Source organism: Porphyrobacter sp. TH134, from assembly GCF_002855495.1.
In the GTDB taxonomy this organism is placed as follows: Bacteria; Pseudomonadota; Alphaproteobacteria; order Sphingomonadales; family Sphingomonadaceae; genus Erythrobacter.
This window is the reverse complement of the sequence record NZ_PKRO01000009.1, coordinates 70,174-83,272: the sequence shown is the minus strand read 5'-3', so window position 1 is coordinate 83,272 and position 13,099 is coordinate 70,174. Positions and strand designations below refer to the sequence as shown.

Sequence of the window (13,099 nt, the reverse complement as noted above, 5' to 3'; positions counted from 1 at the left end):
CGTGGCCGAGGCTGACGCGAAGAAGCTGGCGATCCCCGCGCCGATCATCGTCAAGAAAGTCACGATCGTCGAAGGCGGGCACCATGGCGGGGCGTGGAAGGTTGCCTATGCCGACTTCGTGACGGCGATGATGGCTTTCTTCCTGCTGCTGTGGCTGCTGGGCGCGACCGAGGAAAAGGAGCGCAAGGGGATCGCGGATTATTTTGCGCCGACGCTGGTGAAGATGCGGCAGGAAACCGCCGGAGCCGATGGCCTGCTGGGCGGATCGTCGCTGACCGATCCGGATAATTATCCGAACAGGATGGGGCAGACCGGCAATCGTGCGATCACGATCCCGCGCGGTGTCACCGGCGGCCCTTCCGAAGGCGGCGGGCGCGGGGAGCTGGAGGCGGAAAAGCTGAAGGAGCTTCAGGATAAGATCGAAAAGAAACTCGTCCAGCGCCGTCAGCTTTCGCACCTCGCGCGCCAGGTCAGGGTGATGCGCGCGCCCGAAGGCATCCGGATCGACCTGATGGACAATGCCGATTTTTCGATGTTCGAACTCGGCACCACCATCCTGACCAAGGAAGCGCGCGGCTTGCTGGAGGTGATGGCCGATACGCTGAAGGATGAAAGCGCGCCGCTGATCTTGCGCGGGCACACGGATTCGCTGCCGTGGCGCGGCGGGGTAACGGCCAATAACTGGTCGCTGTCCACCGGCCGCGCCGAGGCGACCCGGCAAGCGCTGGTGCTGGGCGGGGTGGCGCAGCAGCGCATCTCGCGGATCGAGGGCGTGGCCGAGACCGAGCCCTTGGTCACGGACAATCCCGCCGATCCGCGCAATCGCCGGATTTCGCTGTTGCTGCTGGATGGCAGAGGCGCGGGCGCTACCCGTCCGGTGCCGGCGGCCCAGCCGCCAAAGGCTCCGGGGAAATAGCTCCCGGCGCGCTGATCGCGCGACGACGCGGTTACCCCGCGTGCGCGGCGATCCATTTTTCCACCACCGGGGCGACCTTGGTGCGCCAGCGGCTGCCGTTGAAGATACCGTAATGGCCTGCGCCTTCGGCCATGTAATACCGCTTCTTTGCATCCGGCAGATTGGGTGTGAGCGTCAGCGCCGCCTTGGTCTGGCCGAGGCCTGAGATATCATCGCGCTCGCCCTCGATCGCCAAGAGGGCGGTGTCGGTGATCCGGGTGATATCGACGAGCGTGCCCTTGTGGCGGAACTCGCCCTTGGGGATCGAGTGTTTCTGGAACACCTCTTCCACCGTCTGGAGGTAGAATTCCGCGGTCATGTCGCAGACGCTGCGATATTCGTCGTAGAAGGTCTTGGTCGCCTGCGCGGAGGCCTCATCGCCCACGGTCAGGTGTTTGAACATCTCGTAATGGCTCATCATGTGGCTCGACAGGTTCATGCTCATGAAGGCGTTCAGTTGCATGAAACCCGGATAGACCCGGCGGCCAGCGCCCGGATATTTGTGCGGCACTGTCGCGATCACCGACTGGCGGAACCATTCGATCGGGCGTTGCATCGCCATGTTGTTGACCACGGTGGGGCATTCGCGGGTGTCGATCGGGCCGCCCATCATGGTGAGGGTGGCAGGGGTTGCAGGCGATTTGCGCAAGTTCATCAGCGCGACGGCGGCGAAGGCCGGCACGCTCGGCTGGCACACCGCCATCATGTGAATGCGCGGACCTGCCGCATCGGCGTGCACGTGCTCGGTAAATTCGATCAGGTAATCGATATATTCGTCGAGATCGAAGTTCCCCGCATCGGTGGGCACCATCTTGGCATCGGCCCAATCGGTGATGAAGACGTCGGCGCTTTCCAGCATCCGTTCCACTGTGCCGCGCAGTAGCGTGGCATAATGGCCGCTCATCGGGGCGACGATCAGCAGGCGCGGGCGGTCAGCGGGCGTGCCTTCGACGGTGAAGTGCAGCAAATCGCCGAACGGGCGCTCCAGCGCGACACTCTCGGTCACGGCATGGGCCTTCCCGCCGATTTCAACCGCGGTGAGACCGAAAGCGGGCTTGCCGTAATGCGCGGTTGCATGCGCGAACACATCAAGCGCATTGGCGACCACCGGCCCCATCCCCATGTACCCGAACGGATTGGCGGGGTTGGAGAGCATGTTGGCGCTGATCGAAGCGAGCGCGCTGGCGCTGTTCATCCAGCTGCGCTGAAGCTCATAAGCGTGATAAAGCATCGGTTTACCTCAGGCGTCGAACGGTCTGGCGCCTTGTTTCAGCAGCGCCTTGCCTTCTCAGATGCGCCTTTGATGGTCATTGTGCAATGCACAATTTTGAAGGCGACCATGGGGGCGCCCGACCAGCCGCCGTTTTTTGCACGTGAAATTCCTCCGCCGCGCCGCTAGAGCGCTGCCACCATGCATGGCGAACCCCAGACGCGCGAGCTTTCAGACACACCGGACGATACGTCGGAAGGGGCGGCTGCACTGCCGCCCGAAGCGGCCGATCCCGCGCCCAAATCGCGCTCGCTCGCGCCGCTCAGGATGGTGTTCGGCACAGCGGTGCAATACCCGCGCCAGATCGCCTTTGCGCTGCTGGCACTGCTGATCACCTCGGCTGCGACGCTGGCGATCCCGTGGCGGTTCAAGGTCATTATCGACGAAGCGTTTACCGGCTCTGCCACCACCGCCGATATTTCCCATGCCTTCCAGTATCTGCTGATGATTGTTGTGATCCTTGGCATCGGCACCGCGCTGAGGTTCTATTTCGTCAGCTGGCTGGGGGAACGGGTGGTCGCGGATATCCGGCTGCAAGTGCAGCAGAACCTGCTGCGCCTGTCGCCGGGGTTCTACGAAGAAAACAGCCCCAAGGAAATCAGCAGCCGCATGACGAGCGATACCGCCGTGATCGAAAACGTGGTTGGCACCACGGTCTCGGTCGCGCTGCGCAATTCGCTGACCGCTATCGGCGGCATCGGGCTGCTGATCTATCTCGCCCCGTCACTGACGCTGGGCCTGTTGATCGGCATCCCGCTGGTGATTGCGCCGATTGTCTATTTCGGGCGCAAGATCCGTGCCGTATCGCGCTCCAGTCAGGATCGGATTGCGGATGTCGGGGCCTATGTCACCGAAGTCCTCTCAGCGATGAAGATCGTGCAGAGCTTCGGGCAGGAAGCTCGCGAAGGCGCGCGGTTTGCCAGCGTGGTCGAGGAAACCTTCGACACCGCGCGGCGGCGCATCGTGCTGCGCGCGGCGATGACATCGGTGGTGATCCTGCTGGTGTTTGGCGGCGTGGTGCTGGTGATGTGGCGCGGCGCGATCGCGGTGGCGGAAGGCACGATCAGCGGCGGCACGATCGCTGGCTTCGTCCTGACCGGCGGGCTGGTGGCAGGTGCGCTGGGCTCGCTGACGGAAGTTTACGGCGATCTGCTGCGCGGCGCTGGCGCGGCGAGCCGGCTGGCTGAATTGCTGGAGACGCGGCCAGACATCGCGCCGCCCGCCCGCCCCGAACGCCTGCCCACGCCGGCGCGCGGCAGCCTCAGCTTCCGCAATGTGACCTTCCGCTATCCCGCGCGGCCTGAAACCGCGGCGCTCAAGGACTTCACGCTCGAGATCGAGCCGGGTGAGACTGTCGCCATCGTTGGCCCATCGGGTGCGGGCAAATCGACCATCTTCCAGCTGGTCGAACGCTTCTACGATCCGCAGGGCGGCACCATCCGCCTTGACGGCGTGCCGCTGACCGCCGCTGACCCGGCCGAAGTGCGCGCCCGGATCGCGCTGGTGCCGCAGGACGGCGTGCTGTTCAGCGCCAATGCGCGCGACAATCTGCGCTATGGCCAATGGGACGCCACCGATGACGAGATCTGGCAGGCCGCCCGCGCCGCCAATGCCGAAAGCTTCCTGCGCGCGCTCCCCAATGGGCTCGACACCTATCTGGGTGAAGGCGGCACGCAGCTTTCGGGCGGGCAGCAGCAGCGCGTCGCCATCGCCCGCGCGTTGCTGCGCGATGCACCGATCCTGTTGCTGGACGAAGCCACCAGCGCGCTCGATGCCGAAAGCGAGCAACTGGTGCAGCAGGCGCTCGACAAGCTGATGCAAAACCGCACCACGCTGGTGATTGCCCACCGCCTCGCCACCGTGCGCGCGGCAAACCGGATCGTGGTGCTGGAAGAGGGCCGGATCGTGGAGCAGGGCACGCATGACGCGCTCAGCAAGGCGGGCGGGCTCTATGCCCGGCTGGCGCGCTTGCAGTTCGCCAATGCCGAGGCCTGACCGGCCACCTATTCGACCAAACGCTTGTCACACTGGACGAAGCGCAACCGCGCGCGGCTGATGACGCTAGTGTGACCCGGTCGGCATTCTGCCACAGCATTTCAGGGACACCGCACATGATCCACAAGACCGCAGCCCTTTTCGGCGCGAGCCTGCTGGCGCTCGCCGCCGCGCCCGCATTCGCCAATGACGCGGGCCACGACCATGACGGCCAGATCGAGCTGCTGCTTGATGCCGCCGATGATGCCGCGCAGCCCGCTATTCCGACCATGAGCTTTGGCACCTGGGGTGTCGATCCCGCGCTGCTCGCCAGCGACATCAAGCCGGGCGATGACTTCAACGCCTATGTCAACCAGCGCTGGATCGACGCCAACCCGCTGCCGGCCGAATTCAGCCGCATCGGCGCCTTCACCTTGCTGGGCGAAAAGAGCACCGCTGACGTCAAGGCGCTGATGGACGACCTGTCGGCCAAGGATCCGGCCAGCCTGTCCGGCGATGAACGCCGCGTGCTGGATGCCTATCGCACCTTCCTCGATACCGACATGATCGAAACGTCGGGCCTGGCTCCGGCCCAGCCCTGGCTCGCGCGGATTGCGGGCGCCCAGACGCTCGATCAGCTGGCGATGCTGTGGGCCGATCCGGCTTTTGCCAGCCCTATCGGCGGCGGTGTGAGTGTCGATGCCAAGCAGCCTGATCGCCATATCGCCAGCGTCGGGTTCGGCGGGCTGGGGATGCCCGACCGCGATTACTATCTGGATACCACCGACAAGGGCAAGGCGATCCAGGCCAAGTACAAGGAATACCTCACCTTCCTGCTGGGCGAAGGCGGCTATGACAACCCGGCCGCGCTGGCCGAGACGGTCTATGCCTTTGAAGACCGCATCGCCCGCACCGTGGCGTGGGACCGCACCGTACGCCGCAACCGCGATCTCACCTACAACCTGCTGACCGCTGACGAACTGGCAGCGATGGGCGGCAAGGTGCCGGTCGCCGCGATGATCGAGGCGCTCGGCATTGCCAGCAGCCCCGGCTTTGTCGTGGCCCTGATGCCGCCGACGCCCGAGGAAATCGCTGCGCTGAAGCTCGACGAGCCGACCCTTGCCAAGATCGGCACCGGCCTGCCGGGGATGTTCGCCCTGCTGTCCGAAACGCCGGTCGATGTGCTCAAGGCGTGGATGGTGAAGGAATTCCTCTCCGCCCATGCGGACGTGCTGCCTGCCCGGTTTGATGCGGCCAATTTCGAGTTTTTCGGCAAGACCCTGCGCGGCACGCCCGAGCAGCGCCCGCGCTGGAAGCGCGCGATTGCCGAAGCTGAAGACCTGCTGGGCGAATTGCTGGGCAAGGAATATGTCGCCCGCAATTTCCCGCCCGAAAACAAGGCGGCGATGGACGAACTGGTCGCCAACCTGCGGGTCGCGCTGGGCGAATCGATCAACGAAATCACCTGGATGGGCGAAGCGACCAAGGCCGAAGCGCGCGCCAAGCTGGCCAGCTTTGACCCCAAGATCGGGTATCGTCCCAATCTTGAAACCTACGAAGGGCTGGCGATCACCCCCGATGACCCGATCGCCAACCGCATCGCCGCCGCCAAGTGGCAGCAGGCCGATAACGTCGCCAAGCTGGGCCAGCCGATTGACCGGACCGAATGGTTCATGCTGCCCCAGACGGTGAACGCCTATTACAATGCCACCAAGAACGAAATCGTGTTCCCGGCCGGCATCCTGCAACAGCCGTTCTTTGCGCTGACCAACGATATCGCCGTCAACTACGGCGCCATCGGCGGGGTGATCGGGCATGAAATGGGCCACGGGTTCGACGATCAGGGATCAAAGTCCGATGCGACCGGCAAGCTGCGCAACTGGTGGTCCGATGCCGACCGCGCGGCCTTTGATGAACTGGGCAACCGGCTGGTGGCGCAATACAACGCCTTCTGCCCGCTTGATGACGGCAAAACCTGCGTCAATGGCCGCCTGACGCTGGGCGAGAACATTGGCGATGTCGGCGGTCTCAGCATGGCCTACCGCGCCTACAAGATCGCCACCAAGGGCAAAGATGTGCCGGTGATCGACGGGCTGACAGGCGACCAGCGCTTCTTCCTTGCCTGGGCGCAGGTGTGGCGTTCGGCCCAGCGCGAGGCGAATTATCGCAACCGCCTGGTGACTGACAGCCACGCGCCGGAAGAATACCGCGTCAACGGTGTCGTGCGGAACCTTGATGAATGGTACGAGGCTTTCGGTGTGAAGCCCGGCGATGCGCTGTATCTGCCCCCGGAAGAGCGCGTGCGCATCTGGTAGACCCCTTCAAGGCCCGCTCCCCATCAGGAGCGGGCCTTTTGGTTGACACCTCGGCCCCGCTCGGCAAAGCGCTGCGCCCATGAGTGAAACCGTCGTCGCCATCCTGCTCGGCATCCTTGAAGGGCTGACCGAGTTTCTGCCGGTATCCTCGACCGGGCACCTGATCCTCGCGTCCGAACTGTTCGGCTATGATGCCGGCGAGTGGTCGCAGTTCAATGTGGTGATCCAGCTGGGCGCGATCCTCGCGGTGGTGGTGACCTATTTCCGCTATCTGTGGGGCATGTTCCTCGGCCTGCTGAAATGGGAGCCAACGGCCGTCCTGTTTGTGCGCAATCTGCTGATCGGATTTACGCCGGCCGCTGTGATCGGCCTGCTGGCCAAGGACCGCATCTTTGCGATGCTGGAAAGCCCGGTGGTGGTCGCCTGGGCGTTGCTGGTGGGCGGAATCGCGATGATCGGGCTGGAGAAAGCCGTGCGCCCCGGCGAAGACAGCGGCGTTGCGGCCATCCCGCTGAAAAAGGTGATCGGGATTGGCTTTATCCAGTGCCTCGCGATGATCCCCGGCACCAGCCGTTCGGGCGCGACCATTCTTGGCGCGCTGGCGATGGGGGTCGGGCGCAAGACTGCGGCGGAGTTCAGCTTTTTCCTCGCCATCCCCACCATGCTGGGCGCAGCAACAGTCAAGATCCTGTCGGAGCCGGACAAGCTGCTGGCCGGAGGCGGGCTGATTGGCTGGGACGAAATCGCGATCGGCCTGATCGCCGCGTTTCTGGCTGCGCTGGTGGTGATCCGCGCCTTTGTTACATATGTCAGCCGCTTCGGCTTTGCGCCTTTCGGCTATTATCGCATTGCCGTCGGCGGAGCGGCGCTGGTGTGGTTGCTGCTGCGATAGTTTCGCAGGTGCTGGAACCAGCGCCGCCACTGCTGGTTCTGACAGCAAGCCGTATGGTACGGCGCTGCTGGAGTGCGGAATTACAATGGCGTTGCTGGTGCTGATCGTGTTGGGGGCCACTCTGGGCTGGCTGGCCTCGATCCTCGCGCGGACGGAGGCGCCGGGCGTGATTATGCGTCAGATGGCACTGGGTGTGGCGGTATCGGTGGTCGCGGGCGAAATCGCCAACGACGGCACGATGATCGGCAGCCTGTCATTCATCAGCCTCGGCATTGCCTTGGCGGCAACCGGGGTTGCGCTGGTGCTGTACCATGCCGTCGCGCGGCGCGGCGTTAAGGCGTAATTCGTTAGCGCCTCAGACGCCGGCGGCGCTGGTCTTCTTAGATTGGAACAGCCCCGCTGCCGCGCCCGCCGCGCAGGTGGTATTCCTGGCTCCCGCGGTGCAGCACATTATCGACATCGATCACGGCGCTGTTGGCGTAGGTGAACCCGGCCGGCAGGCTGCGATAGAGCCGGTCGAAATCCCGCTCCACCGTCTGGCGATACAGGTCCGCGAAGCTCTCGATCACGAAATAGGTCGGTTGCAGATCGCTGATGACGTAATCGGTGCGCATCACCCGGTCGACGTTGAGCATGATGCGGTTGGGGCTTTGCGCCTCGACCGCGAAGCGCGCCTCGGTGGGGCCTGACAGGATGCCTGCGCCATAGGCGCGCACTTCGCCTGCTTCCTCGATCAGGCCGAATTCGACCGTGTACCAGTAGAGTGCGCCCAGCGCCTTCAGCCGGTTGTAACGCATCGCCTTCCACCCGGCCCGGCCATATTCCTGCATGTAATCGGCATAGGTGGGATCGGTCAGCATCGGCACGTGGCCGAACACGTCGTGGAACACGTCCGGCTCCTCGATGTAATCGAAGGTTTCGCGCGTGCGGATGAAATTGCCCGCCGGAAAGCGGCGGTTGGCCAGGTGCCAGAAGAACACGTGATCGGGGATCAGCATGGGGACGGGCACCACGCTCCACCCGGTCAGCGCGCCCAGCTCTTCGGACAAGACGCCGAACTCCGGCACGCCGCCGCGCCCGAGGTCGAGCTTTTCAAGACCGTGCAGGAAGGCCGAACACGCCCGGCCGGGCAGCACCTCCATCTGGCGCGCGAACAGATCGTCCCACACGGCGTGGTCTTGCGCGGTGTACGCAGTCTGCTGCGGTTCAAGCCAGTCGTCCCCGACATGGGGAGGCTTGGCCAATGGCGCGGTGAAGACTTCCGCTGCCATGTCTGGCAAAGTGGCAAAATCGGGCTGGGGATCTGCGAGAGTGGCCATATCGTTGCAGATGATACTACCTTCGCGCGGCCAGCACAAACAGGAGAGAGGCCAATGGGGATGAAACGCAAGGATTATGACGCGGCGCTTGCACCGCTCACCCTTGAGCTGGTCAGCATGGCGCGCTGGGTCAAGGCGACGGGGGCGCGGATCGTGGTGCTGTTCGAGGGGCGCGATACCGCTGGCAAGGGCGGGGCGATCAGTGCGGTGCGGGCAGAGCTGAACCCGCGCCAGTGCCGCACCGTGGCGCTGACCAAGCCGACCGAGGCGGAGCTGGGGCAGTGGTATTTCCAGCGCTACGTCGCCCACCTGCCAACCGCTGGCGAGATCGTGCTGTTCGACCGGTCGTGGTATAACCGCGCGGGCGTGGAAAAGGTGATGGGTTACGCCGATGACGCGCAGGTCGAAGCGTTCCTGAAGGCGGCGCCGCTGTTTGAAAAGCTGCTGGTGGATGACGGCATATTGCTGTTCAAATACTGGCTCGCCGCCGATCAGGCGCAGCAGGAAGAGCGGCTGCGCGAGCGGCTGGACGATCCCTTGAAGCGCTGGAAGCTGTCGCCCATCGACCTTGCGGCGCGGGAAAAATATGACGCTTACACCAAGGCGCGCGAAGCGATGCTGAAGGCGACCCACACGGAACACGCGCCCTGGACTGTGGTCGATTTCAACGATCAGCGCCGCGGGCGGCTGACGCTGGTGCGCGATTTGCTCTCGCGCATCCCCGATACGCACGCGGAGCCGGACCCGATCGACTTCCCCGATCTGGGCCGGAAGCCCGCGAAGGAGCGTTACAAGGTGCTGAAGCCGATTGCGGGTTGGGAGGGGTGAGCAAAAGCCATCTCCTCTTTAGAGGAGGGGGTTGGGGGTGGTGGCGCGAGCCAAAGGTTCGCGCCCTGCCCAAGGCACCACCCCGCTGCGACTAGGCCGCAAGCGGCCAAGTCTCGCGGCCCTCCTCTGAAGAGGAGGGCGGATCAGACGCCCGCGCTCGCCTGAGTCACCTGCCGACCATCGCTGGCGAAGGCGGCCAGTTCGAACCCTTCGTCTTTGGCGCGCATCACCAGATGCAGTGGCTCGCCCGCGATGGCGGGGGAAAGACCGCGGAAGTTGAAGGTGCGCAGCCGGTTCTCGCCCAGCTCGCGCGCGGCCAGCCCAAGCAGCAGGCTCGCGGTCAGCGGGCCGTGGACTACCAGCCCGCGATACCGCTCTACACCTTCCGCATAGGGCGCGTCATAGTGGATGCGGTGGGTGTTGAAGGTCAGCGCGGAATAGCGAAACAGCAGGCGCGGATCGGGGGTGAGGGTGCGGTGGGCGTCCCACCCGGCGGGATCAAACCCGCCCTCGCCCGGCAGTGGCGGCGCAAGCGGCGCATCGCTTGCCGCGGCCTCGCGATAGACCAGCGTCTGGGTCTCGACCACCGCGATGGTGCCGTTGGCCTTGGTGACATGTTCGACATCGACAAAGGCGAGGCGGCCCGATCCGCCCGACTTTTCGCTGACCGAAGCGACCGTGCTGACGCGCTCGATCACCGCCCCGATGGCAATGGGGGCGTGGAAAGCGATGGTGCTGGAGGCCCACATCCGGCGCGGCCCAGAACCGAATTGGGGGAAGGGGGGGAGAAAGCTATCGGGGCTGACGTCGCGCGCCGGGTGCCCGTCCTCGCCCAGCGTGGCGGTCGGCGCTTCGGGGGTGCACAGCGCGAAGTGGATGCCCTGCGGCATGATCGCCGGATGGGGCTTGGCGAGGTCGAAGGTGGCGAGCCAGCGGGTCGCCAGCCCTTCATCGAGCCGGTCCGTGGCGCGCTGTTCGCGCCCGATCCATGCGTCGTAGCTCACGCTGCGCGCTCGAACACCGCCGCAATCCCCTGACCGCCGCCGATGCACATGGTTTCAAGGCCATAGCGCACCCCGCGCCGGTGCATCTCGTGCGCCATGTCGGCGAGGATGCGGCCTCCCGTGGCGCCGATGGGGTGGCCGAGGCTGATGCCCGAGCCGTTGACGTTGAGGATGTCGCGGCGGCTATCGTCGTCGCTCCAGCCCCAGCCCTTGAGCACGGCGAGCACCTGCGGTGCGAAAGCCTCGTTCAACTCGACCAGCCCGATATCGTCCCAAGAATACCCGCGCCGGGCAAACAGGCGCTCGACCGCCGGGACCGGGCCGATCCCCATGCGCGAGGGGTCACACCCCGCCGCCGCCCAGCCGCCGAACCACAGCATCGGGGTGAGGCCCAATTCCTCGAGCTTGTCTTCCGCGACCACAAGGCATGCGGCTGCCGCATCGTTCTGCTGGCTGGCATTGCCCGCAGTGACGATGGCTTGCGGATCGCGCTTGAGGTCGATGGGGGCGAGCTTGCCCAAGGTCTCCATGCTGGCGTCGGTGCGGTAGCCCTCGTCATGGTCGAACACCACCGAATCACCCTTGCGGCTCGGAATGGTGACGGGGACGAGCTGCTCGGCGAACTTGCCTTCCGCCCAGGCGCGCGCCGCGTTCTGGTGGCTGCGCACGGCGAAGGCGTCGGCCTCCTCGCGGGTGATGCCGTAATCCTTGGCGAGGTTTTCGGCGGTTTCGATCATGCCGGTGATGACCCCGAAACGCTCGACGGGCTGGCTCATCACCCGGCCGCGGCTGAGGCGATCGTGCAGCACCATGTCGCCCATCCGCACGCCCCCGCGCGCGGCGAGCGTGTAGTGTTCGACATTCGACATGGATTCGACCCCGCCCGCGACCACGACATCGGCCATGCCCGTCTCGACCATCATCGCCGCCGTCGCCACCGCCTGCACGCCCGATCCGCAGCGGCGATCAAGCTGGAAGCCGGGGACTTCGATTGGCAGGCCCGCCGCGAGCCATGACCAGTGGCCGATAGCGGGCGCCTCGCCATTGCCGTAGCCCTGGCTGAAGACCACGTCGTCCACCCGCGCCGGATCGATGCCGGATCGCTCTATCAGCGCCTTCAGGATCACCGCGCCCAACTGGCCCGCGTTCATGCTGGACAGGCCCCCGAGGAACTTGCCCACGGGGGTACGGAGCGGGGTGCAGATGGCGGCGCGTCTCGTCATGGTATCAATTCTCCAACAATCCCGTTCGCCTCGAGCGAAGTCGAGAGGCCGTTCTGTTGTGTCTCGACTACGCTCGACACGAACGGGCGGTGTGTCACTTGTCGCTCAAGGCCACGGTCCCCGCATCGACCAGCTTGCCGATCGCGCCGGAGGACAGGCCGAGTTTTTCCGCCAGAACTTCCGCGGAATGCTCGCCGAGGTAGGGCGCAGGCGCGGGGTTGCCTGCCTCGCGGCCCGGCAGGTTCACGAAGCTGCGGGTGGCGGGGTAGGTGAAGCCGGAGGGGTTGGCGGGGGCGGGGCCGAACAGGGGGTTGCCCGCGACCAGCACCGGATCATTCGCCGCCTCGAAGGCGGTGCGATAGCGTTCAAAGGTGCAGGTCTCGGCCGCCATGCGGGCTTCGAGCGTCGCGTAATCCATCCCGTCCGCCGCCTGCTGGAACAGCGCGAACAGCGCGGCGCGGTGGGTGAAGCGCGGGGTGTCACCGTCAGCGAAGCGGACGCCGTGCTGCGCTTCCAGAGCGGCGATGCCCTCGGCCACGCCGAAGGCCTTGACGAGCCCGCCCCACTGCTTGGGCGTAAGCGCGGCGACCATGAAGCGGACGCCGTCGCGGCTGCGGAAATCGCGCCCGAACGCGCCCCAGATCGCATTGCCGAGCCGCTCGCGGTCACCCCCGCGATAGAGCACCTCGGCGAGCAGTCCGGCGTTGGCCATGGTGCCGATCGCGACATCGCCCAGGGGCAGGCGCACTTCGCTGCCCTCGCCCGTCTTGTCGCGGTGGCGCAGCGCGGCGAGCATGGCGAAGGCGCCATAGGCTCCGGTGATGAAGTCCCACGCAGGGAGCACCTGATTGACCGGCGGCGCGGTGGCCGGGTCCCACTCCTCCGGCCCGCACATCAGCGGGTAGCCAGCGGCGGCGTTGACGGTGAAGTCCATCGCCTGCCGCCCGTCGTGCCAGCCCATGATACGCAGGCTGATCATGTCGGCGCGCTTCGCCTGCATGGCGGCGTGGGAAAGGAAGGACTGTTCGGGCAGGTTGGTGATGCACTGGCCGACCTTGGCCGCCAGCTCCACCAGCAGCTCGCGGCCCTCGCCCGATTGCAGATCCAGCGCGACCGATTTCTTGGCGCGGTTCAGGTTCTCCCACGAGAGCGAGCGCCCCTCGCGGGTCAGCATATAGCGATTGTAATCGAGCCCGCCCGCCTTGTGATCAACGCGGATCACCTCCGCGCCGAGCTGCGCGCAGTAAAGCCCGGCGGTGGGCGAAGCGACGAAGCTGGAGACTTCGACGATGCTCAGGTCATTGAGAAGGTTGTACATC

At 65.4% G+C, this 13,099-nt stretch carries 11 protein-coding genes; 6 read left to right on the top strand and 5 right to left on the bottom strand.

Features of this window, described 5'->3' with window-relative positions; all coding sequences use genetic code 11:
• Position 1 precedes the first annotated feature (1 nt).
• Entirely contained in the window at positions 2 to 916 is a 915-nt protein-coding gene (locus tag C0V72_RS06235) for a flagellar motor protein MotB (RefSeq protein ID WP_233999814.1), read from the top strand.
• Between the two features lie 31 nt (positions 917 to 947).
• On the opposite strand, the gene C0V72_RS06230 is transcribed toward C0V72_RS06235, so the two are convergent.
• Entirely contained in the window at positions 948 to 2,186 is a 1,239-nt protein-coding gene (locus tag C0V72_RS06230) for a polyhydroxyalkanoate depolymerase (RefSeq protein ID WP_101792355.1), read from the bottom strand.
• Positions 2,187 to 2,366: 180 nt separating this feature from the next.
• Between C0V72_RS06230 and C0V72_RS06225 the strand changes: the two genes are divergently transcribed.
• The 4 genes from C0V72_RS06225 to C0V72_RS06210 all read left to right on the top strand — a co-directional run bounded on the left by C0V72_RS06225 (position 2,367) and on the right by C0V72_RS06210 (position 7,749).
• On the top strand, positions 2,367 to 4,220 hold the full coding sequence (locus tag C0V72_RS06225; RefSeq protein WP_101792354.1) for an ABC transporter transmembrane domain-containing protein: 1,854 nt from the start codon (positions 2,367 to 2,369) through the stop codon (positions 4,218 to 4,220).
• A gap of 116 nt (positions 4,221 to 4,336) precedes the next feature.
• Positions 4,337 to 6,514 carry a M13 family metallopeptidase gene (locus C0V72_RS06220; protein WP_101792353.1) on the top strand — a complete coding sequence of 726 codons (2,178 nt, stop codon included), beginning with the start codon at positions 4,337 to 4,339 and terminating at the stop codon, positions 6,512 to 6,514.
• A 79-nt stretch (positions 6,515 to 6,593) separates the two neighbouring features.
• Positions 6,594 to 7,406: an undecaprenyl-diphosphate phosphatase gene (locus tag C0V72_RS06215; RefSeq protein ID WP_101792352.1), complete on the top strand. Its 813-nt coding sequence runs from the start codon at positions 6,594 to 6,596 to the stop codon at positions 7,404 to 7,406.
• An 85-nt stretch (positions 7,407 to 7,491) separates the two neighbouring features.
• A complete protein-coding gene (locus C0V72_RS06210; RefSeq protein ID WP_101792351.1) occupies positions 7,492 to 7,749 on the top strand; it encodes a hypothetical protein in 258 nt (85 codons plus the stop codon).
• Positions 7,750 to 7,786: 37 nt separating this feature from the next.
• On the opposite strand, the gene phhA is transcribed toward C0V72_RS06210, so the two are convergent.
• Complete coding sequence (gene phhA / locus C0V72_RS06205) at positions 7,787 to 8,725, bottom strand: phenylalanine 4-monooxygenase (protein WP_233999813.1); 939 nt, start codon at positions 8,723 to 8,725, stop codon at positions 7,787 to 7,789.
• A gap of 54 nt (positions 8,726 to 8,779) precedes the next feature.
• Between phhA and ppk2 the strand changes: the two genes are divergently transcribed.
• Positions 8,780 to 9,553, top strand: coding sequence for a polyphosphate kinase 2 (gene ppk2 / locus C0V72_RS06200; RefSeq protein ID WP_101792349.1), 774 nt, complete (start codon positions 8,780 to 8,782; stop codon positions 9,551 to 9,553).
• A 143-nt stretch (positions 9,554 to 9,696) separates the two neighbouring features.
• Here ppk2 and C0V72_RS06195 read toward each other — a convergent pair whose 3' ends face one another.
• From C0V72_RS06195 to C0V72_RS06185, 3 genes are all read right to left on the bottom strand, one after another.
• Positions 9,697 to 10,557 carry a MaoC/PaaZ C-terminal domain-containing protein gene (locus C0V72_RS06195; protein ID WP_101792348.1) on the bottom strand — a complete coding sequence of 287 codons (861 nt, stop codon included), beginning with the start codon at positions 10,555 to 10,557 and terminating at the stop codon, positions 9,697 to 9,699.
• Positions 10,554 to 11,780, bottom strand: a complete 1,227-nt coding sequence (locus C0V72_RS06190) for an acetyl-CoA C-acetyltransferase (protein WP_101792347.1) — start codon at positions 11,778 to 11,780, stop codon at positions 10,554 to 10,556. The genes C0V72_RS06195 and C0V72_RS06190 overlap by 4 nt, the downstream gene beginning before the upstream one ends.
• Before the next feature lie 94 nt (positions 11,781 to 11,874).
• Complete coding sequence (locus C0V72_RS06185) at positions 11,875 to 13,098, bottom strand: CoA transferase (protein ID WP_101792346.1); 1,224 nt, start codon at positions 13,096 to 13,098, stop codon at positions 11,875 to 11,877.
• Between the last annotated feature and the right edge of the window lies 1 nt (position 13,099).

Coding starts and splice junctions, on each gene's coding strand:
- phhA (WP_233999813.1), bottom strand. CDS start 8,725: ATGGCCACTCTCGCAGATCCCCAGCCCGATTTTGCCACTTTGCCAGAC.
- C0V72_RS06220 (WP_101792353.1), top strand. CDS start 4,337: ATGATCCACAAGACCGCAGCCCTTTTCGGCGCGAGCCTGCTGGCGCTC.
- C0V72_RS06190 (WP_101792347.1), bottom strand. CDS start 11,780: ATGACGAGACGCGCCGCCATCTGCACCCCGCTCCGTACCCCCGTGGGC.
- C0V72_RS06210 (WP_101792351.1), top strand. CDS start 7,492: ATGGCGTTGCTGGTGCTGATCGTGTTGGGGGCCACTCTGGGCTGGCTG.
- C0V72_RS06225 (WP_101792354.1), top strand. CDS start 2,367: ATGCATGGCGAACCCCAGACGCGCGAGCTTTCAGACACACCGGACGAT.
- C0V72_RS06185 (WP_101792346.1), bottom strand. CDS start 13,098: ATGTACAACCTTCTCAATGACCTGAGCATCGTCGAAGTCTCCAGCTTC.
- C0V72_RS06215 (WP_101792352.1), top strand. CDS start 6,594: ATGAGTGAAACCGTCGTCGCCATCCTGCTCGGCATCCTTGAAGGGCTG.
- ppk2 (WP_101792349.1), top strand. CDS start 8,780: ATGGGGATGAAACGCAAGGATTATGACGCGGCGCTTGCACCGCTCACC.
- C0V72_RS06230 (WP_101792355.1), bottom strand. CDS start 2,186: ATGCTTTATCACGCTTATGAGCTTCAGCGCAGCTGGATGAACAGCGCC.